19 protein-coding genes are annotated in these 25,799 nt (G+C 72.1%); 8 read left to right on the top strand and 11 right to left on the bottom strand.

The window, feature by feature from the left end:
• The first annotated feature begins 103 nt into the window (after window positions 1-103).
• Window positions 104-301, top strand: a complete 198-nt coding sequence (locus tag ASC82_RS10900) for a hypothetical protein (protein WP_056644671.1) — start codon at window positions 104-106, stop codon at window positions 299-301.
• Window positions 302-468: 167 nt separating this feature from the next.
• Here the strand turns inward: ASC82_RS10900 and ASC82_RS10895 are convergent, their stop codons facing one another.
• Complete coding sequence (locus ASC82_RS10895; RefSeq protein ID WP_024755636.1) at window positions 469-2,022, bottom strand: PucR family transcriptional regulator; 1,554 nt, start codon at window positions 2,020-2,022, stop codon at window positions 469-471.
• A gap of 118 nt (window positions 2,023-2,140) precedes the next feature.
• Window positions 2,141-4,690: a hypothetical protein gene (locus ASC82_RS10890; protein ID WP_056644668.1), complete on the bottom strand. Its 2,550-nt coding sequence runs from the start codon at window positions 4,688-4,690 to the stop codon at window positions 2,141-2,143.
• Window positions 4,691-4,968: 278 nt separating this feature from the next.
• Here ASC82_RS10890 and gabT point away from each other — a divergent pair, with 278 nt between their 5' ends.
• The 4 genes from gabT (at window position 4,969) to ASC82_RS10870 (ending at window position 10,963) form a co-directional block, all read left to right on the top strand.
• The gene (gene gabT / locus ASC82_RS10885) at window positions 4,969-6,303 is read left to right on the top strand and encodes a 4-aminobutyrate--2-oxoglutarate transaminase (protein ID WP_056644664.1); all 1,335 of its coding nucleotides are present in this window, start codon (window positions 4,969-4,971) and stop codon (window positions 6,301-6,303) included.
• 118 nt (window positions 6,304-6,421) lie between these two features.
• Window positions 6,422-7,240 (top strand): phosphatase PAP2 family protein, encoded by an 819-nt coding sequence (locus ASC82_RS31035; RefSeq protein ID WP_079039203.1) that lies wholly within the window; start codon window positions 6,422-6,424, stop codon window positions 7,238-7,240.
• Window positions 7,183-9,660 (top strand): AAA family ATPase, encoded by a 2,478-nt coding sequence (locus ASC82_RS10875; protein ID WP_056644661.1) that lies wholly within the window; start codon window positions 7,183-7,185, stop codon window positions 9,658-9,660. Before ASC82_RS31035 ends, ASC82_RS10875 begins: the two co-directional genes overlap by 58 nt.
• Window positions 9,653-10,963, top strand: a complete 1,311-nt coding sequence (locus ASC82_RS10870) for a hypothetical protein (RefSeq protein ID WP_056644657.1) — start codon at window positions 9,653-9,655, stop codon at window positions 10,961-10,963. The genes ASC82_RS10875 and ASC82_RS10870 overlap by 8 nt, the downstream gene beginning before the upstream one ends.
• Before the next feature lie 20 nt (window positions 10,964-10,983).
• On the opposite strand, the gene ASC82_RS10865 is transcribed toward ASC82_RS10870, so the two are convergent.
• Both ASC82_RS10865 and ASC82_RS10860 read right to left on the bottom strand, forming a co-directional pair.
• Window positions 10,984-12,729 (bottom strand): glycoside hydrolase family 18 protein, encoded by a 1,746-nt coding sequence (locus ASC82_RS10865; RefSeq protein WP_242427635.1) that lies wholly within the window; start codon window positions 12,727-12,729, stop codon window positions 10,984-10,986.
• 212 nt (window positions 12,730-12,941) lie between these two features.
• Window positions 12,942-13,415 carry a hypothetical protein gene (locus ASC82_RS10860; protein ID WP_056644652.1) on the bottom strand — a complete coding sequence of 158 codons (474 nt, stop codon included), beginning with the start codon at window positions 13,413-13,415 and terminating at the stop codon, window positions 12,942-12,944.
• Window positions 13,416-13,655: 240 nt separating this feature from the next.
• Here ASC82_RS10860 and ASC82_RS10855 point away from each other — a divergent pair, with 240 nt between their 5' ends.
• Window positions 13,656-16,016 carry an MMPL family transporter gene (locus tag ASC82_RS10855; RefSeq protein WP_056644644.1) on the top strand — a complete coding sequence of 787 codons (2,361 nt, stop codon included), beginning with the start codon at window positions 13,656-13,658 and terminating at the stop codon, window positions 16,014-16,016.
• A gap of 24 nt (window positions 16,017-16,040) precedes the next feature.
• Here the strand turns inward: ASC82_RS10855 and ASC82_RS10850 are convergent, their stop codons facing one another.
• Genes ASC82_RS10850 through ASC82_RS10825 form a run of 6 tightly spaced genes read right to left on the bottom strand, consistent with a single transcriptional unit; the run spans window position 16,041 to window position 23,232 of the window.
• Window positions 16,041-17,459 carry an FAD-binding oxidoreductase gene (locus ASC82_RS10850; protein WP_056644641.1) on the bottom strand — a complete coding sequence of 473 codons (1,419 nt, stop codon included), beginning with the start codon at window positions 17,457-17,459 and terminating at the stop codon, window positions 16,041-16,043.
• A 37-nt stretch (window positions 17,460-17,496) separates the two neighbouring features.
• On the bottom strand, window positions 17,497-18,291 hold the full coding sequence (locus tag ASC82_RS10845; RefSeq protein ID WP_056644638.1) for an ABC transporter permease: 795 nt from the start codon (window positions 18,289-18,291) through the stop codon (window positions 17,497-17,499).
• Window positions 18,291-19,223, bottom strand: a complete 933-nt coding sequence (locus ASC82_RS10840) for an ABC transporter permease (RefSeq protein ID WP_056644636.1) — start codon at window positions 19,221-19,223, stop codon at window positions 18,291-18,293. Before ASC82_RS10840 ends, ASC82_RS10845 begins: the two co-directional genes overlap by 1 nt.
• Window positions 19,220-20,377, bottom strand: coding sequence for an ABC transporter ATP-binding protein (locus ASC82_RS10835; RefSeq protein WP_056644634.1), 1,158 nt, complete (start codon window positions 20,375-20,377; stop codon window positions 19,220-19,222). Before ASC82_RS10835 ends, ASC82_RS10840 begins: the two co-directional genes overlap by 4 nt.
• A gap of 43 nt (window positions 20,378-20,420) precedes the next feature.
• Window positions 20,421-21,668, bottom strand: a complete 1,248-nt coding sequence (locus tag ASC82_RS10830) for a spermidine/putrescine ABC transporter substrate-binding protein (RefSeq protein WP_056644632.1) — start codon at window positions 21,666-21,668, stop codon at window positions 20,421-20,423.
• A 49-nt stretch (window positions 21,669-21,717) separates the two neighbouring features.
• Window positions 21,718-23,232, bottom strand: coding sequence for a gamma-aminobutyraldehyde dehydrogenase (locus tag ASC82_RS10825; protein ID WP_056644629.1), 1,515 nt, complete (start codon window positions 23,230-23,232; stop codon window positions 21,718-21,720).
• A gap of 175 nt (window positions 23,233-23,407) precedes the next feature.
• Between ASC82_RS10825 and ASC82_RS10820 the strand changes: the two genes are divergently transcribed.
• A complete protein-coding gene (locus ASC82_RS10820) occupies window positions 23,408-23,956 on the top strand; it encodes an NADAR family protein (RefSeq protein WP_056644625.1) in 549 nt (182 codons plus the stop codon).
• Window positions 23,957-24,025: 69 nt separating this feature from the next.
• Here ASC82_RS10820 and ASC82_RS10815 read toward each other — a convergent pair whose 3' ends face one another.
• Window positions 24,026-24,685 (bottom strand): DUF4190 domain-containing protein, encoded by a 660-nt coding sequence (locus tag ASC82_RS10815; protein ID WP_056644620.1) that lies wholly within the window; start codon window positions 24,683-24,685, stop codon window positions 24,026-24,028.
• A gap of 75 nt (window positions 24,686-24,760) precedes the next feature.
• On the opposite strand from ASC82_RS10815, the gene ASC82_RS10810 reads away from it, so the two are divergent.
• On the top strand, window positions 24,761-25,792 hold the full coding sequence (locus ASC82_RS10810) for an adenosine deaminase (RefSeq protein ID WP_056644617.1): 1,032 nt from the start codon (window positions 24,761-24,763) through the stop codon (window positions 25,790-25,792).
• The last annotated feature ends 7 nt before the right edge of the window (window positions 25,793-25,799 follow it).

Raw genomic sequence — 25,799 nt, 5'->3', positions numbered from 1 at the left:
GTCAGCGGAATTCGGACGGCCGGAGCAGGGTAAGGGCCGCTCAATGGGCGGGGTGGCAGGATGATCCCGACCGCGAACACGCGTGCGCGAATGGGGGAAGAACATGATCCTGATGGTCCTGATCGGCGTCGTGGTGCTCGCCGTCGGAGGGTGCGTCTGCGTGGTGTGGGCGTCGCGCGGCGGCCCGAGGTGGGTCCGCGCGGTGGCGACGGTGACCCTGCTCGGCGGCGAGCTCGTGCGCGACCAGCAGCGGCGGAGCCGTAAGCAGCAGGGCGACGGCGGCGTGATCGGCGGCGAGTAGCGGGGGCGTAGGGCCGCACCGCGGCACCGCGAGGAGCGGGGACGTACCGACCACCGCCGCACCGCGAGGAGCGGGGGCGTACGGACGCGCCGCCGCACTGAGAGGAGCGGGGGCGTACCGGGGGCGTGGCGGGCGTGCCATCACACCGCCACCCCGCCATCCCTCCCTCAGGGGGTGTCCTCGCCCGTCGCCTTCAGCGCCAGCCACAGCTCCATCCGTACGTCCGCGTCGTCCAGCGAGCGGCCCAGGATCTCCTCCACGCGCCGCATCCGGTAGCGCAGGGTGTGCCGGTGGACGCCCAGGTCCGCCGCCGCCGCGTCCCACTGGCCGTGCCGGGAGAGCCAGGCGCGCAGGGAGGCGACGAGGTCGCCGCGGCCCGTCGCGTCGTGCTCGCGCAGCGCGCGGAGCATGCCGTCGGCGAAGGCGCGGACGGCGTCGTCGGCGAGGAGCGGCAGCACGGACCCGGCGGCCAGCTCCTCGTGCTCGACGAGCGCGCGGCCGCGGCGCCGGGCCACCGCGAGGGCCTGCTCGGCCTGCTTGTACGCGGCCGCCGCGGCGACCGGACCGGCCGGGGCCGAGAGCCCGACGAAGACACCCGCCTCCTCCGCCTCCCGGTTCGCGTACCCGTGGCAGGTGGCGGCGACCGCGCCCCCGTCCCCGGCGAGGACGACGAGCCGGCCGTCGCTCTCGGGGACGGTGAGCACCGCCTCGCCCGCCCGGGCGGCGGCCGTCTCCAGGGTCTCGGCGAGGAGCGGCAGCGGGGCCTCCCCCGCCGGCTCGCCCGCGGCGGGTTCGGCGACGATCAGCCGGAAGGGGGCGTCGAGCAGCCCGCCGTAGACGTCGCCCGCGACCGCGCGGGCGTGGTCGGGCTGGCCCGCGAGCAGCATCCGCAGGACGGCGGCGCCGAGCCGGTGCTCCGCGGCCTGGAGCGAGCGTGACCGCTCCGTCGTGAGGGTGAGCAGGGCGATCGCCGAGTGCACCGCGTACCGCTCGGCCGTGCCGAGGGGGGCGCCGGTGCCGACGGCGAGCGCGCCCCGTACGCGCCGGCCGGTCCCGAGGGACTGGAGCTCGACCCGGTCGTCCGTACCGCCGACGACGGCGCTCGCGGGGGCGGGCCGGTCGCGGAGCCGCTCGACGTCGGGGGTGAGCCGGGCGGCCCGGCGGGCGGCCCACTCGGGCGAGACGGCGACGACCGTGCCGGACGTGTCGTAGAGCGCGGCCCAGCCGTCGACGTGCGCGGCGAGCCGGGCGACGACGGCTTCCGGACCCTCGGCGAGGGCGGCGCGGGTCAGTTCGCGCTGGGCTTCGAAACCGGCGGTGACGGCGCGGTACTGGTCGGCGGAGATGGCCGCCGAGACCGCCTTGCTGATCGCCAGGAACGGGGTCCGGCGCGGCACCTCCAGGAGGGGTAGGTGCTCCTCGCGTGCCGCGTCGAGCAGGGCGGCCGGGATCGACTCGTAATTGACGCCGACGGCGAAGCCGAGCCCGACGACACCCGCGCCGAGCAGCCGCCGCACGTAGCGGCGCATCGCCTCCAGGTCCTCCGCGTCCAGCGTGAGCGCGGTGGTGAGCAGGAGCTCGCCGCCCTCCATGTACGGGACGGGGTCGGCCAGTTCGCTGACGTGGGCCCAGCGGACGGGCGTGTCGAGGCGGTCCTCACCCGCGCGGACGACCAGCTTGAGGGCGGAGTGCTGCACGAGCGAGGCGAGGGTGGGCGGCATTGGTGACCGTCGGACCTTTGGGCGAGGGGGCGCCGCTCAGCCGAGCGGCGCCCCCGATTGTGCCAGGGCCGAAAGACCCTCGCTCAGCCGCGGAGCTGGGCGAGGGAGCGGCGGGCGCTCAGCCGCGCAGCTCGACGAGGAGCGGCGGGGTGTGTTCGCCGCGCACATGGGTGAGGGAGAGGACGGCGTGGCCGGGGGGCACGGCATGGGCGAGGTCGGAGGCGGACCACCGCTCGCGCTCCACCTCCCGCACGGTCACGGCCTCGGTGGTCACGGCCTTGCCGGTGACCAGCTTGCGCAGGGCGTGGAAGGCCCGGGTCATCGGCTGGTCGGCGAAGACGGTGTGGTGGGCCACCTCGGTCGTCTCCACCCGTTCGGTGCCCCAGGCCTCGGCGAAGGCGCGGCCGTCCCAGGTGGGGAGCCCGGCGAACGCCATCCGGCAGCCGACGCCGGCGAGGAGCGGCCCGTGGAGCGCCGCGGGCACCTCCGCGAGGGTACGGAGCGCCAGCACGACGCCCGCGTTCTGCGGGCGCAGCCGCTGGAAGGCGCGGACGGTCCCGGGGGTGAGCGCACCGGCCGCGTCGTCGAGCACCAGGCAGGCGAAGTGCCCGCTGCCGGCGCGGTCCCGGGTGACCTGCTGGAACTGGGCGAGCAGCAGCCGGTTGAGCAGGCGGGCGGCTTCCTCGTGGCCGCCTTCTGGCAGGCAGATCCGCACCCGCATCGGGTGCTGGGCGACGGCCCGGAGGGAGAAGGGCCGTGCGTCGCGGCCGCCGCCGAAGAACTCGGCGAACACGGGCCGGTCGAGGGCGGTGAGCCGGTCGGCGAGGACGGGGCCCACGTCGGTCGCGGTGCCGACCTGGCGCATCCGGGACTCCAGCTCGCGGCGCATGGCCTGCGCCCCGTCGGCCGGCAGCAGGTCGAGCAGCGCCCCCAGGACCTCGGAGCGGGCTTCGAGCAGTTCCCGCAGGACCGGCACGGTCGGGAAGCTGCCGTACGCGGCCCGGTAGGGGCCGATGAGCTGGGCGAGCACGGTGGCGGCGCGCCGCGTCTCCGTTCCTTCCATGTCGCCGACGAGCCCTTCGGCGAGGAAGGCGGCGGCCTCGTCCGGGTCGGTGGCGCCCGCGTACAGGTCGAGGTCGTACCGGGAGGAGGGGTCGCCGAGGCGGACCACGACGTCGTACGCCTCGTCGGGGCCGAGCGGTGCCCCGGCCGCGCCGACGGCGACGACGGCGCAGGCTCCGGTGAGCGCCTGGAGGGTGAGCGACTCGACGACGGGCGCGACGAGCGAGCGGGTCTTGCCCGCGCCGGAGGGGCCGACGGCGAGGAGGGAGGTGCCGAGGAGTCCGGGGTCGAGCGCGAGACCGGCGCCGTGGTAGGCGCGCGGGGTGCGTTCGGCGGCCGTGAAGCGGCCCACGCGGACCTGTCCCAGGAGCAGGTCGTGGGTGGCCGAGCGGCCGGGCAGGTCGCGGTCGCCCGACGGGTGGGCGCCCGCCGCGGCGCCCTTGCCGAGGAGGGCCTCGACGAGGGTGGTGCGGCCCTTGGGGTCCTGGCCGCTCTTCCGCCAGCTGCGGCGCACCCGCGCGCAGTCGACGTCGTTCATCCGCCCGGTGGCCAGTTCGCCGGCGAGCAGGTCGGCGGCGCGGTGCTCGCCCGCGTCCCTGAGCTCGGGCCATTGGGAGAGGGGGGTTCCGGCGGTGGCCGGGGCGGCCGGGACCGGGGCCGTACCGGCGGCCGGGCGGGCGCGCCACTGCCGGTAGAGGACCGCCCATTCGCCGACCCGGGCGAACGGCCAGAGGACCGCCGCCGTGACCAGCAGGCGCATGGGGTAGACGAAGAACGGCGACTTGGGGACGTCCCAGCCGCCCGTGACGAGGGCGGCGAGGCAGGCGACCGGGTCGACGATCGGCAGCGGGGGCCAGCCGAGGCCGAGGGTCTCGGAGAAGGTGAACCCCAGGACGACCAGGGCGCCCGCTCCGGCCAGGGCGGCGCGCACGGGCGGGCGGCACCGGCCGAGGTAGTGGCGGGTGACCTTGCCCCAGGAGCCGAGGGCGCCGATCCCCCACACGAGGAGGAGGAAGAGGGCGCCGTCGAAGACGCTGTGGGCCGCGACGCCCTCCCAGTCCTTCGGTGCGGTGGTGAGGGCGTACCACCAGTCGTTCGGGGTGAGGGTCCGCAGCAGGACGTCGGCGTACGGGAGGGTGTTGTTCCGCCAGGCCGACCAGATGATCAGTCCGACGGCCACGGGGATCAGCATCCCGACGAAGGTGACCGGTGCGAGCCGCGCGGGCGCCTGCGGCGGCGGGACGTGCCGGAACCGCCAGATGCCGAGTCCGGCCTTGGGGCGCGGCGCGTCCAGCCACTCGCCGACGGCCGAGGGGGCCGGCGCTCCGGCGGGGGCGGGAGCCCGGGACGGCGGGGGCGGGACACGGCCGGGGTCCGTGGCCCGAGCGGGGTCCGTGGACCGGCCGGGGTCCGTGGCCCGGGCGGGGTCCGTCGGCCCGACGGGGTCCGGAGCCGCGGCCGGGGCGGCGGGGTGAACCTGGTAGGCCGGAGGGGCGTACGGAGGCGCCGGGGGAACGGTCGGTGCGGAGCCCGGCGGGGGTCCCGCCGGGCGCGGTACCGCGCCTCCCCTGGTGTCGCGTGACTCGTACGTGCCGTCGGTCTCCATGAACCCCTGCCCCCTGACCAGCCAGGTCGCCGCCTCTGTGCCCTCGTCAATCTAGTGGGCCGGGAGCGCCCCGGAGGGGTTTCGCCCACCCGTACGGCCGATCGCCGCCGAGTGGCGGAAACGGTCACCCTTGGGGGTGGAAGCGGAGCCGCCATGTCCATCCCGGACAACGGCACACCCGCCACCACTCCCGATCGGCGCATGCCGCACCCCCTCCCCCGCGCCTAGCCTGCGGAGGAAACCCGCAAGTGCGTCCAGAACACCCCCAGGAGCCCCGCATGAACGCTGTCCCGCAGGAGCGGCGCGTCGTCACCGCCATCCCCGGTCCGAAGTCGCTGGAGCTTCAGGCCCGCCGTCTCGACACGGTCGCCGGTGGCGTCGGCTCGACGCTCCCCGTCTTCACCAAGCGGGCCGGTGGCGGCATCATCGAGGACGTCGACGGCAACCACCTGATCGACTTCGGCTCCGGCATCGCCGTGACCTCCGTCGGCGCCTCCGCCGAGGCCGTCGTCCGCCGCGCCTCCGCGCAGCTCCAGGACTTCACGCACACCTGCTTCATGGTGACGCCGTACGAGGGTTACGTGGAGGTCTGCGAGGCGCTCGCCGAGCTGACCCCGGGCGACCACGCCAAGAAGTCCGCGCTGTTCAACTCGGGCGCCGAGGCCGTCGAGAACGCGGTGAAGATCGCCCGCTCGTACACCAAGCGCCAGGCCGTCGTCGTCTTCGACCACGGCTACCACGGCCGTACGAACCTGACGATGGCGCTGACGTCGAAGAACATGCCGTACAAGCAGGGCTTCGGTCCGTTCGCCCCCGAGGTCTACCGCGTGCCGGTGGCCTACGGCTACCGCTGGCTGACCGGTGCCGAGAACTGCGGCCCCGAGGCCGCCGCCCAGGCGATCGACCAGATCAGCAAGCAGATCGGCGCCGACAACGTCGCCGCGATCATCATCGAGCCGGTCCTCGGCGAGGGCGGCTTCATCGAGCCGGCCAAGGGCTTCCTGCCGGCGATCGTGAAGTTCGCCAACGACAACGGCATCGTGTTCGTCGCCGACGAGATCCAGTCCGGCTTCTGCCGCACGGGCCAGTGGTTCGCGTGTGAGGACGAGGGCATCGTCCCGGACCTCATCACCACCGCCAAGGGCATCGCGGGCGGCCTGCCGCTCGCCGCCGTCACCGGCCGCGCCGAGATCATGGACTCCGTCCACGGCGGCGGCCTCGGCGGCACCTACGGCGGCAACCCGGTCGCCTGCGCCGGTGCGCTCGGCTCCATCGAGACGATGAAGGAGCTCGACCTCAACGGCAAGGCGAAGCGCATCGAGGAGGTCATGAAGGCCCGCCTCACCGCCATGCAGGAGAAGTTCCCCGCGATCGGCGACATCCGCGGCCGCGGCGCCATGATCGCCATCGAGCTGGTCAAGGACCCGGTGACGAAGGAGCCTTACGCGGAGGCCGCCGCGGCGCTCGCGAAGGCCTGCCACGCCGAGGGCGTGCTGGTCCTGACCTGTGGCACCTACGGCAACGTGCTGCGCTTCCTGCCGCCGCTGGTCATCGGCGAGGACCTCCTGAACGAGGGCCTCGACGTCATCGAGAACGCGTTCGCCCAGATCTGAGCGGAGCGGGCCCGGCGGGCCCGGTTCTCACACACGGTGTGAAGACTCTGTGGGGGGCCGATGGCGGGATGCCTTTCCCGCTGTCGGCCCCCTCTTCTCTGACGTACGGTTTCTGCAGATGAGAGAAACACCCCGGGCGGAGCATCCCCAGCCCCGCCCACACCGTGCCTTGGCGCACACCGCTGGAGCTTCGTGCTCCGGGACTCCTCACCGATCGGATGGCCGCCCGCCCCACACCCCCCGGGGCGCGCGGCAGCCCGATCCCCTCGGCCGCCCTGGAACCACCCCCCCTGTTCCAGGGCGGCCGGCTCTCTTCTCGGCGCTCGTCGCCCTCGCCGTCGTGACCTGGCAGGTGCTCGTCCACGGCCCCTTGGCCAGGCTCGACGAGCGGGTGTCCCGCTCCCTCGTGGACGCGGTCCCCCGCTCCCTGAGCGAACTCGCCTCCGACCTCGGCAACATGACGGTCGCCCTTCCGGTCCTCGGCTGCGCGATGGCGTACGCGATCCGGCAAGGCCGGCGAACGGCCGCCCTCTACGCGGGGCTCTCGATGGCCCTCGTACCGCTCCTGGTGATCCCCCTGAAGGAGTGGACGGCCCGCCCCGGCCCCCTGGAACCCTGGGCCCAGGGCTACTACCCCTCCGGCCACACGGCCACCGCCATGGTCGCCTACTTCGGCGCGGCCTTCCTCGTCTCGAACCGCCTGATCCCCGTCGCCGCCGTACTCACGGCGGTGACGGGAACCGGCCTGATCCTGCGCGGCTACCACTGGCCCTTGGACGTGCTGGCCAGCATCGCCCTCTGTCTCCCTCTTCTCCGATGGCCGGTGTACGCCGCGCGGTACCGTCGTGCCGCGCCGGGCGCCCGGCAGGAGGAGGGGACATGGGGGACGGGGAGCGGCGGTACGCCGTCACGGTCGGAGGACGGGCCCACGAGCTGATCCCGTCGGGCGGCGAGGTCATCCTGCCCGGCTACGGGAGCAAGCTCCACCACGATCCGGGCTGCGGTCACCTCACCGATCCCGGGGCGCTGCCCCGGTACCCCGATCCGGACGGGCTGCTCTGGCGCCGCGTGCTCGACGCGGAGGATTCCGCGGCCTTCGCGTCGAAGGCGGGGCTGCTCAACGCCAAGGGCCGGCCGGTCACCGGAGTCTGTTCCTGCGCGCTGCGCCCCGTGACCGAGACGCATGCCGAGACCCTGGAGTACTGGCCGGTCGACGACGCCCTGAAGGTCTTCGACCGCGACCGTCACCGGGCGGCGGTCGAGGCGGCCGACCGGGAGGCCGCGGCCATCCGGGCGGCCTTCCCCTGGGAGGAGTGGCCCACCCTGCCGGTCGAGCGCTACGCCCTCGGGCAGCCGGACGCCCAAGGGCAGGTCTACAGCCACGCCCTCGAGTACGGCAGCAAGGCGCTCGGCAGCATCACCGGCGGCTCGGCGATGAAGCACCTGGTCTACTACAGCCGCCGCGACCACGGCTGGTGGTACGACAAGGGCCACGGCAGCCTCGACGAGGCGTGGACGGCGGTCCGCTCCGGGATCGTGGAGGCGGTCACCGCCGCACGCGAGGGCCGGGTCCGGGACATCGACGACCTGCCGGCCGTCCGCTCCGGCATCACCGTCGTCGCGAAGACGCTGCGCGTGTACGCCCCCGAGGCGATCCTGCCGATCTACGCGGACAGCTTCACGCAGCACTATCTGGACCGCCTGGCGTTCCCCGGCGCCTCGGCGGTGCTTCAGCCGTTCGCCCGCAAAGAGGTCCTGAAAGCCCTCCTGGACAAGGACCCGCGGTTCGCGGGCTGGGCGCCGCAGCTCGTCTGGTACTTCCTCGACTGGTGGGCGCCGGTCCGCAGGACCGCGGCCAAGGTCGTACGGATCGGGCTGCCGGACCCGGCGCGCTGGGACCGGTTCCGCGCGGAGGGGCGCATCGGCGTCGAGGCCGAGGAGGCCGGGGACCTGCACGGGTACGCCGACCTGGACGAGTTCAAGGCCGCCTACGCCGAGGCCCTTGCCGACAAGGGAGTTCCGGCGGAGCGGGCCGCCGGGCGGGCGGCCGACCTGTGGCAGCTGCTGGAACTGCGCGTCGGCGACCGCGTCGTGGCCGCCACCGGCTTCAGCAGGGTGCATGCGGTCGGCCGGGTCGTCGGGGACGGCTACAGCTGGCGGGCGGAGCTGCCGGACCACCGGCACACGGTCGGTGTGGAGTGGGACGACTCGTACGCGGGGACCCTCGACGCGCCGGTCCCCGAGTGGGCCGGGCGGACGGTCTCGGAGGTGCCGTCGGCGCTCTGGCGCCGGATCCAGAAGCAGGCCACCGCTCCTCGGCCGACCGTTCCGGGCGTCACCGGGGACGTCCCGGAGCCCGCCGAGGCGGAGAACGGCAGCGAACCGGTGGAGATCCCGCCCCTGGAGGACGACCTCCAGCGGATCGACGACGCCCTCGAACGGCGCGGGCAGGCCGTCCTGTTCGGGCCGCCCGGAACCGGCAAGACGTACCACGCCCTGCGGTACGCCGTGCGCCGGCTCGGCGAGCTCTCCGACGACCTGCCCGGGGTGGATCCGCTCGCCGAACCGGGCACGTCCGCCTTCCGCACGACCCTCGACGCCCTCACCGCGTCCGGGCGGCTGACCATGGTCACCTTCCACCCGAGCTACGGGTACGAGGACTTCGTCGAGGGGCTGCGCCCGGTCAAGGGCGCCGCCGGATTCACCCTGGAGCCGACCCCGGGCGTCTTCAAGAGGGTCTGCGAGGCCGCCGCGGCGAACCCCGGGCGCCTGCACCTGGTCGTCGTCGACGAGCTCAACCGGGGCAATCTGCCGCGCATCCTGGGCGAGTTGGTGACCGTCCTCGAAAAGGACAAGCGCGGCCTGCCCGTCACCCTGCCCCTGACCGGCGCGCCCTTCAGAGTGCCGTCCAACGTCCGGATCCTCGGCACGATGAACACCGCGGACCGCTCGATCCGGATGCTCGACGCGGCGATCCGCCGCCGCTTCACCTTCCTCGAACTCCTCCCCGATTCCGGACCGTTGCTCGGCCGAAGGGTCGGAGAGCTGCATCTCGCGGCCTTCCTCGACGAGCTGAACCGGCGCATCCGGAGCACCCTCGACCGCGAGAAGCAGATCGGGCACGCCTTCTTCCTGCCCGAGGGGGTGCCGGTCGCCGACCCCGCGGAGTTCGCGGCCGTGATCCGGGGCGAGATCCTGCCGCTGCTCCAGGAGTACGCGTACGACGACTACACCCTGCTCGCGGGCTTCCTGGGCGACGACCTCGTCGACCCCGTGACGCACACGCTGAGGGACGTCGCCGACGAACGTCTCGTCACCCTGCTCTACGAGGAGCTGGAGGTCGGCGCCGGTGCGTAGCGGCCCGTCGCCCGTGCCGAGCGGTCCGGTCCACGAGCTGCGCGAGTACGAGACCGGTGTCTTCGCCGGGGTCCGCCTGACGGAAGCCGACCGTCGGCTCCTCGGCGACGGCGGCCTCTCGTCGCGGCTGAGGGTGCGCGAACTCGCCGACGGGAAGCTTGAGGTGACGGCCACCCAGTACGTGGGGTCGCTGCGCCTCGACGGCTGCGAGATCCGGGTCCGGCCGAAGTACCTCGGCACCGAGCTCGACGTGCTGCGGATGCTCGATCTGGCCTGGGGCGCGGCACGCGACCCGCTGCCGACGGCACAGGAGTTCCGGGACGGGCCGCCGAACCTCCGCGACCTGGTCTGCCGGATGGTCGTCGAGCACGGCGAGCGGCTGCTGCGGCACGGGGTGCGCCGCGACTATCTGAGCGTCGAGGACGACCTGCGGGTCGTACGAGGCCGACTGCTGCCGGACCGGCAGCTGCTGCGGCACCACGGCCGGCTCGACCGGCTGGCCTGCCGCTTCGACGAGCACGAGGCCGACATCGCCGACAACCGGCTGTGCGCCGCCGCTCTCGCGCTCGCGGCCCGTACGGCCCGCGATCCCGGCGTACGGGCCGGTGCGCGACGGGCCGCGGCCGAGTTCGCGGCGCACGCCCCGACCCCGCCGGGGGACGTCCGGACGCTGGTGTCCGGCCTGGAGTACCACCGGCACAACGAGCACTACCGGCCCGCGCACCGCTGGGCCCGGCTGCTGCTGTGCGGGGGCGGTCTCGACGGCCTGTTCACCGCGGGGCCCCTCGCGGCGCGGGCCTTCCTCGTCGACATGAACAGCCTCTTCGAGTCCTTCGTGACCCGGCTGGTCGAGTGGGGCGCGGCCGGTTCCGGGCTGCTCGTGAGCGCGCAGGCCGGGCAGCGGCGGGTGCTGCTCGACGAGGGGGCGGGGCGGAGCCACGGTGAGGTGCGGCCGGATCTGCTGGTCTCGGGGCGGCGGGACGGGGAGGTCTTCCGGCTGCCGGTGGATGTGAAGTACAAGCTGTACGACACGAAGAAGCTCTCCCCCGCGGATCTCTACCAGGCGTTCCTGTACGCGCGGACGCTCGGCAGGAGCCCCGGGGGAAAGCCGCCCGTCTGTGTCCTGCTCCATCCCGGCGACCGGGCGGCGGGGCGGGTCCGGGTCGCGGTGCGGGAGCTCGACGGGCCGGTGGCGGGGCGGGTGCGGGCGGTGCCGGTGGATCTGCGGGCGGTGCTGGGTGAACTGGCCGGGCCGGGGCCCTCGCGGACCGCGGCCCGGCTGTTCACGGAGCTGCTGGGCTGAGCTTCGGCGGCCCGGCTGCCTCAGCTCCAGTTGTACGCGTCGAAGTTCTTCGAGAACGCCCACTGGTTGTAGCGGTCCCAGTTGATCGACCAGGTCATCAGGCCGCGCAGGGCGGGCCAGGTGCCGTGGGTCTGGTAGGTGCCGCAGTCGGTCTTCCTGGTGAGGCAGTTGAGGGCCTTGTTCACCTCGGCGGGGGCCGTGTGGCCGTTGCCGGCCTGGGTGGAGGCGGGGAGGCCGATGGCTACCTGTTCGGGGCGGAGTGCCGGGAAGAAGCGGTCGCTGTTGCCGGCGACGGGGAAGCCGGTGAGGAGCATGTCGGTCATGGCGATGTGGAAGTCGGCGCCGCCCATCGAGTGGTACTGGTTGTCCAGGCCCATGATGGAGCCGGAGTTGTAGTCCTGGACGTGGAGCAGGGTGAGGTCGTCGCGCAGGGCGTGGATGACCGGGAGGTAGGCGCCGGCGCGGGGGTCCTGGCCGCCCCATGGGCCGGAGCCGTAGTACTGGTAGCCGAGCTGGACGAAGAAGGTCTCGGGGGCCATCGTCAGGACGAAGCCGGAGCCGTACTTGGCCTTGAGGGTCTTGACCGCCTGGATCAGGTTGACGATGACGGGGCTCGTCGGGCTCCGGAAGTCGGTGTCGCCGGTCTGGAGTGAGAGGGAGTGGCCCTCGAAGTCGATGTCGAGGCCGTCGAGGCCGTACTCGTCGATGATCTTCGAGACGGAGGAGACGAAGGTGTCGCGGGCGGCGGTGGTGGCGAGCTGGACCTGGCCGTTCTGGCCGCCGATGGAGATGAGGACCTTCTTGCCCGCGGCCTGCTTGGCCTTGATCGCCGCCTTGAAGTCGGCGACGGACTCGACGTTCGGGCATTCGGTGGCGGGGCAGAGGCTGAAGCGGATGTCGCCGGAGGTCACCGAGGTGGGTTCGCCGAAGGCGAGGTTGATGACGTCCCAGGAGTCGGGGACGTCGGCCATGCGGGTGTAGCCGGAGCCGTTGGCGAAGCTGGCGTGGAGGTAGCCGACGAGGGCGTGGGCGGGCAGGCCGGGGGTGCCGCCTCCGCCGCCGCTGGTCGTCGTCGCGGTCACCGCGGCCGACTTCGGGGACTCGCCGGCGCTGTTCACCGCGGCGACCTGGAAGGTGTACGGGGTGGAGGCCGTGAGCCCGGTGACGGTGGTCGAGGTGCCGGTGACCGTCTGGACCTTCGTCGTGCCCTGGTAGACGTGGTACGAGGTGGCGCCGGAGACCGCGCTCCAGGTCAGCGGCACGGTGGTGGAGGTCGGGGAGCCCGCGGCGAGTCCGGTGGGGGCGGCCGGGAGCTGGACCGGGTCGCCGCCGGGGCCGAAGAGGGAGAGGTCGTCGGCCTGGTAGGCGGGGGTGCCGTACCAGCCGTGGGTGTAGATCGTCACCGAGGTGGTCGAGGCGCCGGTGGTGAACCTGGTCGAGAGCCGCTGCCAGTCGGGGGCCGAGCCCGTCCAGGTGGAGACGTCGGTGGTGCCGGTGCCGGAGGCGCCGAGGTAGACGTAGCTCCCGCGGACCCAGCCGCTCAGCTCGTACGAGGAGTTGGGCTTGACGGTGACGGTCTGGGAGCACTTGGCGTTGTCGCTGCCGGCCGGGGTGGCCTGGAGCGCCTTCGTCCCGCCGTGCACGGGTGACGGGACGACGGCTCCGCTGCCCGCCGTGCAGGACCAGCCGTCGAGGCCGGCCTCGAAGCCGCCGTTGCGGGCGAGTTCGGCGTCGGCGGCCTGGGCCGCCACGGGGGTGAGGGCCATGAGCCCGCCGGCGGCGAGGACGCTCGCCAACAGCAGGGTGAGGGGTCTGGTGCGGTCCACAACTGCCTCCGGGGGTGGGGGAATCGAGGTGGAGCGCGCCACAGCATGGTCCAGACCAATCAAGTGGTCAAGACCTCTGTCTCGTGCGGAGCTCGCACGGAGCACGTACCGAACACGTACGAAACACGTGCGGAACCCGCCCGCGCCTCGCGTCAGAGCTCGGGCGGCTCCCCTTCCCCCCTGGCCAGTTGGCCCGCGGCCTCGTGCATCGCGAGCTCCAGGAGCGAGGTGTCGTTGAGGGTGCCCACCCCGTCCGGCGCCACCAGCCAGCGGACGCCGCCCGTCGCCCGCCCCGGGTACGGGACGACGATCCACGTACCGGAGCCGGCGCTGCGCACCCCGGTGCCGAGCCAGCGCGCGGCGGTGCCCGGCGGGACGAAGAAGCCGATCCGCGCGTCGCCGAAGTCGGCGAGGACCGGACCCGGCCGGTCCACCAGCCGGCTCAGCACGTCGAGGGTGGGATAGCCGAGCTCCCCCGGCAGGATCAGCACGTCCCAGCGCCTGCCGGCGGGCAGCAGCGCGACCCCGTGGGGGTTGCGCTCCCACTCCCACCGGCAGGCGTCGGGATCCGGTGCCACCGACGCCAGCCACTCCACCGCGGCCTTGGCCGCCCCCGAACCAGTCATGGCCAACGGCCTCCTTCATCTCCGTGCGGACACCTTGTCCACCCGCAGAGAGCGGGGTCGGCGCCGTTCATTACGCGGGTTCGGGCCATCGATTCACCGTGACCTGAGTCACACGACCGGCGCGCCCGATCGGGTGGACGACGGGGGGGCCGGTCGGCGGCATCCCCGGCTGGCCCGTCCCCACGTGGTCGTATGGGCCTCCACCCGCCCGGTCGCACCGCATTCGTCACGGGAGTACCCATGCCGTTTCCCCAGTCATCGGGTGGCACCGCACGCGACGGTGCCGCCCCGGACGGCCGACGCTCCGGCAAGGGCCTGCTCCGGCGGATGGGCGAGTGGTCGGCCCGGCACTTCGCCGTCGTGCTGGCCGCCTGGATCGTGGCACTGGGCGCTCTGGTGGCGCTGAACCACGCGTACGGCGGCGAGTACTCCGACAACTACTCGCTGCCCGGCACCCAGTCCCAGGAGGGGCTCGACGTGCTGCGCGCGCACGAGCCCGCGGCCGGCGGCTACAGCGCCCAGGTGGTGCTCCACGACGGCTCCAAGCCGCTGACGGACGCCGCCGACCAGGTCTCGTCCGCCGTGGACTCGCTGAAGAAGCTCCCGCACGTCCTCGACGCCACGAGCCCCCTGCCGGCGTCCGGCACGCAGCCGCCCGCCCCTCCGGCGGGCACCCCCGACGTCGGCCCGCTGTCCACCGACGGGAAGACCGGCTACATCACCGTCCGCTTCGACGTGCAGCCCGGCACCCTCGGCGACGCCTACCTGACCGGGGTGGACAGCGCCGTGCAGCCCCTGCGCACCGCCGGGGTCCAGGTCGAGTACGGCGGTTCGCTGGGCGAACTGGCCCGGCCGGAGGCGGACGACCGCACCAGCGAGGCGATCGGCTTCGGCGTCGCCATCGTCGTCCTGATCATCGGCTTCGGCAGCCTGATCGCCGCCGTGCTCCCCCTGGTCACCGCCCTGGTGGCGGCCGTCTGCGGGCTCGCCGTGCTCGGGCTCCTCGCCTCCGTGTGGACCTTCGCGACCGTCTCCCCGACCCTCGCCACGATGATCGGCATCGGCGTCGGCATCGACTACGCGCTCTTCCTCATCACCCGGCACCGGCAGTTGCTGATGAACGGCCTGGATCCGGTGACGGCGGCCGGGGTCGCCACGGCGACCAGCGGACGGGCCGTCCTCGTCTCGGGCTGCACCGTCGTCATCGCGCTCTGCGGACTGTGGGTCTCCGGGCTGAGTTTCATCGGACTGCTCGGCCTCGCCGCGACCTCCACCGTCGTCACGGCCGTCATCGGCGCCCTCACGCTCGTCCCGGCGATGCTCGGGCTCGTCGGGCGCCACATCGACCGGCTCCACCTGCGCAAGCCCGTGGCCGAGACCGAGGAGACGACGGTCGAGCAGACGACCGGCGTGGGGGCGACCGGTGAGGGGGCGACCGGCGAGGCGCACGGCACCTGGCACCGCTACGCCCTCCGCGTCGAGCGCCGCCCCTGGTGGTTCCTGACCTCCGGCGTCGTCGTCCTCGCCGTGCTCTCCATCCCCCTGTTCTCCATCCAGCTCGGCCACATCGGCGACGGCGCGGACCCGGAGTCCTTCACCGACCGGCGGGCGTTCGACCTGATGTCCACGGCCTTCGGGCCCGGCTCCAACGGGCCGCTGACGCTGGTCATCGACCAGACCTCGGTCCCCGCCGCCGACCGCTCCGCCCTGGCGAGCCAGGCCCAGAAGGCGCTCACCGGAGTGCCCGACGCCCTCCTGATCACCCCGCTCACGCCGACCTCGGACGGGGACGTCCTGATCGCCACGGCCTACTCGGTCGCCGCCCCGCAGGACGAGGCCACGACCTCCCTGACCAACCACCTGGCCGACGACGTCCTCCCGCAGGCGGTCAGTGGCACCACCGCCGCCACGTACGTCACGGGCACCACCGCCGCGCAGGTGGACTTCCTCGACATCGTCTCCTCGCGGCTGCTGCTCATCATCGCCGTGGTCGTGGCGCTGGCGTTCCTCGTCATCCTGGTCGTCTTCCGCGGCCCGCTCGTGGCCCTCAAGGCGGCGGTGCTCAACCTGCTGTCCATCGCCGCCTCGTACGGCGTCGTCGTCGCCGTCTTCCAGTGGGGCTGGGGCGGCCCGGCGCTCGGTGTCTCCGGCGACGTGCCCATCGAGAGCTACGTGCCGATGATGATGTTCGCCATCGTCTTCGGCCTGAGCATGGACTACGAGATCTTCCTGCTGTCCCGGGTCCACGAGGCGTGGCTGCGCACCGGCGACGCGAAGGCGAGCGTGGCGCACGCCCTGGAGATCACCGCGCGCGTCATCACCTGCGCGGCGCTGATCATGGTGAGCGTCTTCGCGGCCTTCATCCTCAACGACAGCATCGTGGTGAAGATGATGGGGCTCGGACTGGCCGCGAGCGTGCTCATCGACGCGACGGTCGCACGGCTGCTGCTCGTGCCCGCGGTGATGACCCTGCTCGGGAAGTGGGCCTGGTGGACCCCGCGCTGGCTGGACCGGATCCTGCCGCACGTCGACACGGAGGGCGAGGGAGAGCTGGCCCAGGTGAGCGCGAACGGCGCGGCGGGGCCACGGAAGACACCGTGACCCCGCCCCCGGACCGACGACGCTCTAGCTGTCGAAGCCCAGGCCCAGCTTGTCCATGGTCTTCAGCCACAGATTGCGCCGGCCGCCGTTCTCGTCGGCGCGGGCCATCGACCACTTGGTGATGCCGATGCCTGCCCAGGCGATCGGCTCGGGCGGGAACGGCAGCGGCTTGGAGCGGACCATGTCCAGCTCCGTGCGCTCGGTCCGCTCCCCCGCGAGCAGGTCGAGCATGACGTCCCCGCCGAAGCGGGTGGCGCCGACGCCGAGGCCGGTGAACCCGGCCGCGTACGCGACCTTGCCCTGGTACGCCGTACCGAAGAAGGCCGAGAAGCGCGAGCAGGTGTCGATCGCGCCGCCCCAGGCGTGGCTGAAGCGCAGGCCCTCCAGCTGCGGGAAGCAGCGGAAGAAGTGCTCGGCCAGCTTGAGGTAGGTCTCCGGGCGCTGGTCCATCTCGGCGTCGAGCTTCCCGCCGAAGGGGTAGATCGCGTCGTAGCCGCCCCACAGGATCCGGTTGTCGGCCGTGATCCGGAAGTAGTGGAACTGGTTGGCGGAGTCGCCGAGACCCTGCCGGTTCTTCCAGCCGACGGAGGCGAGCTGCTCGGGGCTGAGCGGCTCGGTCATCAGGGCGTAGTCGTACACCGGGACGGTGTACGACCGGACCCGCTTGACCAGCGACGGGAAGACGTTGGTGCCGAGCGCGACGCGGCGGGCGACGACCCGGCCGTACGGCGTACGCACGCCCATGCCGGCGCCGACGGAGACCAGCTCCAGGCCCGGGGTGTTCTCGAAGATCCGGACGCCCAGGTCGAGGCAGGCCCGCTTCAGGCCCCAGGCCAGCTTGGCCGGGTTGAGCATGGCGACGCCGCGGCGGTCCCAGAGGCCGCCGAGGAAGGTCGGCGAGTCGACCTCGGCCCGGACGGCGTCCCGGTCGAGGAGTTCGAGGCCGTCCGCGAGACCGAGGCGCTCGATCTCCTCGTACATCTCGTGGAGTTCCTCGACCTGGTACGGCTCGGTGGCCACGTCGATCTCGCCGGTGCGCTCGAAGTCGCAGTCCAGCGAGTAGCGGGCGACCGCCTCCTCGATCCCGTCGAGGTTGCGCTCGCCGAGCTCCTCCAGCTTCGGCAGCTCGCCCGGCCAGCGGGCGAGCCCGTTGCCGAAGCCGTGCGTGAGGGAGGCGGCGCAGAAGCCTCCGTTGCGGCCCGAGGCGGCCCAGCCCACCTCGCGGCCTTCGATCAGTACGACATCCCTGGAGGGTTCGCGCTCCTTGGCGAGGAGCGCGGTCCACAGTCCGCTGTAGCCGCCGCCGACGACGAGGAGATCGCACTTCTCGGTGCCGGTGAGGGCGGGCAGGGCTCCGGGCTTGCCGGGGTCTTCCAGCCAGAAGGGGACGGGCTGGGCGTCGGAGAGAGATTGTGCAGCGAGACGCATGGCGACGGGGGCCATGGTTTCCAACTCCTTCGGTGCCTGAGCTGCCTATTGCTCAGGCCGTTGCTGTTTTCTTGCGCCGGTTCGTAATGATTTGCCCGGCCACCACCATCAGTACCGCGAGGACGAACATCGCGGTGCCGATGACGTTGATCTGAACGGGGGTTCCGCGCTGCGCCGAGCCCCAGACGAACATGGGGAAGGTGACGGTGGAGCCCGCGTTGAAGTTGGTGATGATGAAGTCGTCGAACGAGAGCGCGAAGGCGAGCAGCGCGCCGGCGGCGATGCCGGGCGCGGCGATCGGCAGGGTCACGCGCAGGAAGGTCTGCACGGGTCCCGCGTAGAGGTCGCGCGCGGCTTCCTCCAGGCGCGGGTCCATGGACATGACCCGGGCCTTGACCGCCGTCACGACGAACGACAGACAGAACATGATGTGGGCGATCAGGACCGTCCAGAAGCCCAGCTCGATCCCCATGTTGAGGAAGAGCGTGAGCAGCGAGGCGGCCATGACGACCTCGGGCATCGCCATCGGCAGGAAGATGAGCGAGTTGATCGCGCCGCGCGCCCGGAAGCGGTAGCGGACCAGCGCGAAGGCGATCATCGTGCCGAGGACGAGGGCGCCGACGGTGGCCCAGGCGGCGAGCTGGAGCGAGAGGGAGAGCGACTCGCACATGTCGGCGACGCCGCAGGGGTCCTTCCAGGCGTCCAGGGAGAAGCGCTGCCAGGAGTAGTTGAAGCGCCCGTTCGGCTTGTTGAACGAGAACACCATCACGACGATGTTCGGCAGGATCATGTACGCGAGCGTGAGCAGGCCCGCGATGACGACGAGGTTCCGGCGGATCCAACGCATCAGACCAAGTCCTCCGTTCCGGCCTTGCGGATGTAGACGGTGACCATGACCAGCACGATCGCCATGAGGATGAAGGAGAGCGCGGCCGCCGTCGGGTAGTCGAGGACCCGCAGGAACTGCGACTGGATGACGTTGCCGACCATCTTGGTGTCGGTCGAGCCGAGCAGTTCGGCGTTGACGTAGTCGCCGCTCGCCGGGATGAAGGTGAGCAGGGTGCCGGAGACGACGCCGGGCATCGACAGCGGGAAGGTCACCTTGCGGAAGGTCGTCGCCGGGGAGGCGTACAGGTCCTGCGCGGCCTCGTGGAGCCGGCCGTCGATCCGCTCCAGGGAGGTGTAGAGGGGCAGGATCATGAACGGCAGGAAGTTGTACGTGAGACCGCAGACCACGGCCATCGGCGTGGCGAGCACGCGCTCGCCCTCGGTCCAGCCGAGCCAGCTGGTCACGTCGAGGACGTGCAGCGCGTTCAGGACGTCGACGACGACGCTGTCGTCCGCCAGGATCGTCTTCCACGCGAGCGTCCGGATGAGGAAGCTGGTGAAGAACGGGGCGATGACGAGGACCAGGAGCAGGTTGCGCCAGCGGCCTGCCTTGAAGGCGATCAGGTACGCCAGCGGGTAGCCGAGCAGCAGGCACAGCAGGGTCGCGGTCCCGGCGTACAGCAGGGAGCGGACGAACTGCGGCCAGTACTCGGTGAAGGCGTCCCAGTACGTCTGGAAGTGCCAGGTGACCTGGAAGCCCTGCTCCAGGGAGCCGGTCTGGATCGAGGTCGAGGCCTGGTAGACCAGCGGCAGCGCGAAGAAGACGACCAGCCAGATGATGCCGGGCAGCAGCAGCCAGTACGGGACGAGCCGCTTGCGGGTGGAGGGCTTGCGCAGAACCGGTTCCTCGACCGGCTGCGGCGCCTCCTTCGTGAGGGTCGGAGTGCTCATCCGGCGTCCTCCACCGTCTCCACGCCCGCGTCGATGTCCTGCGCCGCGTCGAGCCCGAAGGTGTGCGCCGGGTTCCAGTGCAGGACGACCTCGGCGCCGGGGACGAGCCGCGTGTCGCGCTCGATGTTCTGCTCGTACACCTGGAGCTCCGCACCCGCCGGGCTGTTCACCACGTACTGGGTGGAGACGCCGATGAAGGAGGAGTCGGCTATCCGGCCGGTGACCCGGTTGCGGCCGTCGGCGATCGAGCCGGCGTCGTCGGCGTGCGCGAGCGAGATCTTCTCGGGGCGGACGCCGACGAGCACCTTGCCGCCCTGGCGGACGGCGGAGGTACAGCGCGCGCCGGGGACCCGGAGCTTGCCGCCGCCGGCCGTGACGAGCACGTCGCCGCCGGAGGAGCCGGTCTCCAGGACCTCGGCCTCGATGAGGTTCGAGGTGCCGAGGAAGTTGGCGACGAAGGTGGTCTGCGGGTTCTCGTACAGGTCGGCGGGGGCGCCGAGCTGCTCGACCCGGCCGCCGTTCATCACCGCGACCTGGTCGGCCATGGTCATGGCCTCCTCCTGGTCGTGGGTGACGTGCACGAAGGTGATGCCGACCTCGGTCTGGATCCGCTTGAGCTCCAGCTGCATCTGGCGGCGCAGCTTCAGGTCGAGCGCGCCGAGCGGCTCGTCGAGGAGGAGGACCTGCGGGTGGTTGATGAGCGCGCGGGCCACGGCGACGCGCTGCTGCTGGCCGCCGGAGAGCTGGTGCGGCTTGTGGTGGGCCTTGTCGCCGAGCTGGACGAGCTCCAGCATGTCGTCGACCTGCTTCTTGACCGACTTGATGCCGCGCCGGCGCAGACCGAAGGCGATGTTCTCGCTGATGTCCATGTGCGGGAAGAGCGCGTAGGACTGGAAGACGGTGTTGACCGGCCGCTTGTACGGCGGGAGGTCGGTGACGTCCTTGTCGCCGAGGAAGATGGTGCCGGTGCTCGGGTCCTCCAGGCCGGCGATCATGCGCAGCGTGGTGGTCTTGCCGCAGCCGGAGGCGCCGAGCAGGGCGAAGAAGGAGCCCTGCGGGACGGTCAGGTCGAGCGGGTGGACGGCGGTGAAGGAGCCGTACGCCTTGCTGATCCCGGTGAGACGGACGTCGCCGCCGGTGTTGTTGTCAGTCATGGGTTGCTGTCCCAGGGAGTGAGAGAGGTGGACGACGTCGGGCTCAGGCGCCGATGAGCTTGGCGAACTTCTCCTCGTACGCCGTCTCCTCCGCGCTGGTGAGCGAGCGGAAGGCGCGCGACTTCTTGGCCATGGCCTTGTCCGGGAGGATCAGCGTGTTGTTCGCGAGCTCGGGGTCGATCTTGGCGAGCTCGTCCTTCACCCCGTCGACGGGGCAGACGTAGTTGATGTACGCGGCGAGCTGCGCGGCGACGGGAAGCTCGTAGTAGTAGTCGATGAGCTTCTCGGCGTTGGTCTTGTGCGTGGCCTGGGCCGGGACCATCAGGTTGTCGCTGGAGGTGATGTATCCGGCGGACGGGATGGCGAACTTGATGTCCGGGTTGTCCGCCTGGAGCTGGATGACGTCACCGGCCCAGGCGAGGCAGGCCGCGAGGTCGCCCTTGTCCAGGTCGGAGGTGTAGTCGTTGCCGGTGAAGCGACGTATCTGCTTCTTGTCGACGCCCTTCTGGAGCCGGCCTATCGCCTCGTCGTACTCGGCGTCGGTGAACTTCCCCGGGTCCTTGCCCATGTCGAGCAGGGTCATGCCGACGGTGTCGCGCATCTCGGTGAGGAAGCCGACCCGGCCCTTGAGGGCGGGGTCGTCCAGGAGCTGGGTGACCGAGTCGACCTTCTTGCCGCCGGTCGCCTTGGAGTTGTACGCGATGACGGTGGAGATGCCCGTCCACGGGTACGAGTAGGCGCGGCCCGGGTCCCAGTCGGGGCGCCGGAACTGCGCGGAGAGGTTCGCGTACGCGTTGGGCAGGTTCGACGGGTCGAGCTTCTGCGCCCAGCCGAGCCGGATCATCCGGGCGGCCAGCCAGTCGGTGACGCAGATCAGGTCGCGGCCGGTGTTCTGGCCGGCCGCGAGCTGCGGCTTGATCTTGCCGAAGAACTCGACGTTGTCGTTGATGTCCTCGGTGTACTTGACCTTGATCCCGGTGCGTTTCGTGAACGCCTCCAGCGTGGGACGGGACTTCTCGTCCTCGCTGATGTCCATGTACTCGGTCCAGTTGGAGAAGGCGACGCTCTTCTCCTTGGCCGAGGCATCGGTGGAGGCGGGACCCTGTCCCTCCCGCTTGGCCGGCGGGATGCCGCAGGCGCTCAGGCCGGCGAGACCGCCGACCGTGAGCGCGCCGACGCCACCCGCGCGCAGCATCGAACGGCGGGTGAGGGCGCCCCGGCCGCTCGTCAGACTGCGCTGCATCGCCGCGAGCTGTGCGGCGGACAGGCTTTCGGGCTCGTACTGCTCCATGCGCTGTGCCCTTTCGGGAGGGTTTCGCCGCTGGTCGGGCGGCTGTGGGCTATCGGTCCCCGAAGATCGTGCGGTGCCAGTCCTTCGCGGCCACCGCGGTGTTGTCGAACATCACGTGCTTGACCTGCGTGTACTCCTCGAAGGAGTACACCGACATGTCCTTGCCGTATCCCGAGGCCTTGGTGCCGCCGTGCGGCATCTCGCTGATGATCGGGATGTGGTCGTTGACCCAGACGCAGCCCGCCCGGAGCTCCCGCGTGGCGCGGTTCGCCCGGAAGACGTCACGGCTCCAGGCGGAGGCGGCGAGGCCGTACGGGGTGTCGTTGGCGAGCCGGATGCCCTCGTCGTCGGTGTCGAAGGGCAGGGCCACCAGGACCGGTCCGAAGATCTCCGACTGCACGACCTCGCTGTCCTGCGCGGCGCCGGTGATCAGGGTCGGACGATAGTACGCGCCGTCCTTCAGGTCACCCCCCGGGATCTCGCCGCCGGCGACGACGGTGGCGTAGCCGCGGGCCCGCTCGACGAAGCCGGCGACGCTGTCGCGCTGCGCGTGGCTGACCAGCGGGCCGAGGTCGGTGGTGGCCTCGAAGGGGTCGCCGACGCGGACCGATTCCATCAGCTCGGCGACACGGGCGACGAAGGCGTCGAAGAGGGGGCGCTGAACGTACGCGCGGGTGGCGGCGGTGCAGTCCTGGCCGGTGTTGATGAGGGAGGCGGCGACGGCGCCGTTGGCGGCGGCCTCCAGGTCGGCGTCGTCGAAGACGACGAAGGGGGCCTTGCCGCCGAGCTCCAGGTGGAGCCGCTTGACGGTGGCGGTGGCGACCTCGGCGACGCGCTTGCCGACGGGGGTGGAGCCGGTGAAGGAGGTCATGACGACGTCGGGGTGGCCGACGAGGTGCTCGCCGACGACGCGGCCGGAGCCGCTGACGATGTTGATGACGCCGTCGGGGATGCCGGCCTCGGTCGCCGCCTGGGCGAACATCAGCGAGGTCAGCGGGGTGATCTCGGCGGGCTTCAGGACGATCGTGTTGCCCGCGGCGATGGCCGGGAGGATCTTCCAGGCCGCCATCTGGAGCGGGTAGTTCCAGGGGGCGATGGAGCCGATGACGCCGATCGCCTCGCGCCGGATGTACGAGGTGTGGTCGCCGCTGTACTCGGCGGCGGCCTGGCCCTGGAGGTGGCGGGCGGCGCCGGCGAAGAAGGCGGTGTTGTCGATGGTGCCCGGTACGTCGAACTCGGTGGTGAGCCGGAGCGGCTTGCCCGCCTGGAGCGACTCGACCCATGCGATGTCCTCGGCCCGTTCGGCGAGGACTCCGGCGAAGCGGTGGAGGGCGTCGGAGCGCTCGCCGGGGGTGGCGCCGGACCAGCCGGGGAAAGCGGCCTTGGCGGCGGCGACGGCCTCGTCGACGTCGGCGGTGGAGGCGAGCCGGTAGGTGTAGATGCCCTCGCCGGTCGCGGGGTTGACGATCGTGTGTTCTCGATCGGAGGTTCCGGCCCGGAGCCGTCCGCCGATGTACTGTGCGCCGTCCGCGAAGCGGTCCGTCACCTGGAAGCGGTTGCCCATGACGCTCTCCGTTGTTCCAGCTCGAATTGAGTGCCGATCCTGACATGCGGATGCCACCCCAACAAGTGATTCCGTTGTTGCCTTTTGGTTACGCAACGGAATCGGTCGACCATGTGTCGAGGTGGCCGGAATATCTCCGTACGGAGTGTCCGTGGCGGATGCCAGACTCGCGTGTATGAACAAGATCGACGAGCTGACACAGCAGGTCAACGCCGGTGAGCGCGTCAAATGGCTGCATTTCTGGGGCCACCGGCCGCACCCCGACGGGCGGCTCTCGGCGAGCTGCCTGAGCCAGTGGTGGCCGGCACCCTTCGTGGTCGACGGCGTGCGGTACGCGACCGCCGAGCACTGGATGATGGCCGCCAAGGCCCGCCTCTTCGGCGACGCCGAGGCCGAGCGGTCCGCGCTGGCCGCCCCCACCCCGGCGGAGGCGAAGAAGGCCGGCCGGCTGGTGCGGGGCTTCGACGACGTGGTGTGGGAGCGGGAGCGCCTCGCGATCGTCGTCGAGGGCAGCGTCCACAAGTTCTCCTCGGACGAGGCCCTGCGCGCGTACCTCCTCGGCACGGGCACCCGCGTCCTGGTGGAGGCCAGCCCGCTGGACCGCATCTGGGGCATCGGCCTCGCGGCCGACGACGCCCGCGCCCACGACCCGGCCCGCTGGCGCGGCCTGAACCTCCTGGGATTCGCCCTGATGGAGGCGCGGGACCGGCTGCGGTGCGGGTGACGCGCGCACACCTATGGGAAGAGGCCCCGCACCGGTCGGTGCGGGGCCTCTTCACGCGTGTGCCCGGCGTCAGCGGCCGTCGCGCTCGATCTGCAGGACCGACGCGAACGGGTCGTCGCTGCCCTCCTCGTACGAGGCGTCCTGGGTGGCGGCCCAGATGATGAGGCCCAGGATGACGGAGCCGACGACGATGCCGACGGAGCCGAGGATGACGCCCGCGAGCGCCATGCCCCGGTTGGTCGCCTCGCCCCGGCCGGCCTTCTTGAGGCCGATGATGCCGAAGATCAGCGCCAGGATGCCGAGGATGATGTTGAGGCCGTACAGGCAGAAGCCGACCACCGCGACGATGCCGAGCACCATCGATGCGATGCCCATGCCGTTGGACGGCTGCTGCCAGCCGGGCGGCTGCCCGTAACCCGCGCCGTAGGAGGGGTACGCGTACCCCGACGCCGTCGGAGGCGTCACGGCGGGCGGCGTGGCCGCGGGGTAGCCGTAGGCGCCGGCGGGCGGCGTGGCCGCCGGGTAGCCGTAGCCGGGCGTGGCCGCCGGGCCGCCGGGGGCGACCGGGGGCGGCGGGACGTCACTCGCGGCCGGCATGGACGTGACGGTCTGCTGGTCGTGCACCGGCGGCGGCGTCGGCTTGCTCAGTTCCACCCCGTCACGGTTCGGCGGAGCCCACGGGTCCGCCGGGTCGTACCCGCCCTGCGGCTGGTCTCGGTTGTCAGACATGGGCCTCCCCCATCGTGGTCACGCCATGTTACGACCTCACCCCTGAGGGGGAACCGCCCGGCCTACGATGACCCGATGACCGATCTCCATCCCTTCATCGCGGGCCTGCCCAAGGCCGAGCTGCACGTCCACCACGTCGGCTCCGCCTCGCCGCGCATCGTCGCCGAGCTCGCGGCCCGCCACCCGGACTCCAAGGTCCCCACGGACCCCGAGGCCCTGACCGACTACTTCACGTTCACGGACTTCGCGCACTTCATCGACGTCTACCTGTCGGTCGTCGACCTGGTCCGCACCCCCGAGGACGTCCGGCTGCTGACCTTCGAGGTCGCCCGGGACATGGCCCGGCAGAACATCCGGTACGCCGAGCTGACCATCACCCCGTACTCCTCCACCCGCCGCGGGATCGACGAGCGCGCCTTCATGGCGGCCATCGAGGACGCCCGCAAGTCGGCCGAGGCCGAGTTCGGCACGATCCTGCGCTGGTGCTTCGACATCCCCGGCGAGGCCGGCCTCGTCTCGGCCGAGGAGACCGTGCGGCTCGCCACGACCGACGGGATCCGCCCCGAGGGCCTGGTCTCCTTCGGTCTCGGCGGCCCCGAGGTCGGGGTCCCGCGCCCGCAGTTCAAGCCGTACTTCGACCTGGCGCGCGCCGCCGGTCTGCGCTCCGTCCCGCACGCGGGCGAGACGACCGGCCCGGAGACGATCTGGGACGCGATCAACGACCTGGGCGCCGAGCGCATCGGCCACGGCACCAGCTCGGTCCGGGACCCGGCGCTCCTGGCCCATCTGGCGGAGCAGCGCATCGCCCTGGAGGTCTGCCCGACCTCCAACATCGCCACGCGGGCCGTCGCCACGCTCGACGAGCACCCGATCCGGCAGATGGTGGACGCCGGGGTCCTCGTGACGGTCAACAGCGACGACCCGCCGATGTTCGGCACGGACCTCAACAACGAGTACGCGGTCGCCGCCCGGCTCCTCGGCCTCGACGAGCGCGGTGTCGCCGCCCTCGCGAAGAACGCGGTGGAGGCCTCCTTCCTCGACGCGGCCGGCAAGGCGCGGATCGCCGCCGAGATCGACACGTACACGGACGGCTGGCTGGCTCGCTGACGGCGGT

Origin of the sequence: Streptomyces sp. Root431 (assembly GCF_001426585.1) — a bacterium.
Classification (GTDB): domain Bacteria; phylum Actinomycetota; class Actinomycetes; order Streptomycetales; family Streptomycetaceae; genus Streptomyces; species Streptomyces stackebrandtii.
The sequence above is the reverse complement of the archived record's forward strand: the minus strand, read 5'-3'. Positions and strand labels throughout refer to the sequence as shown.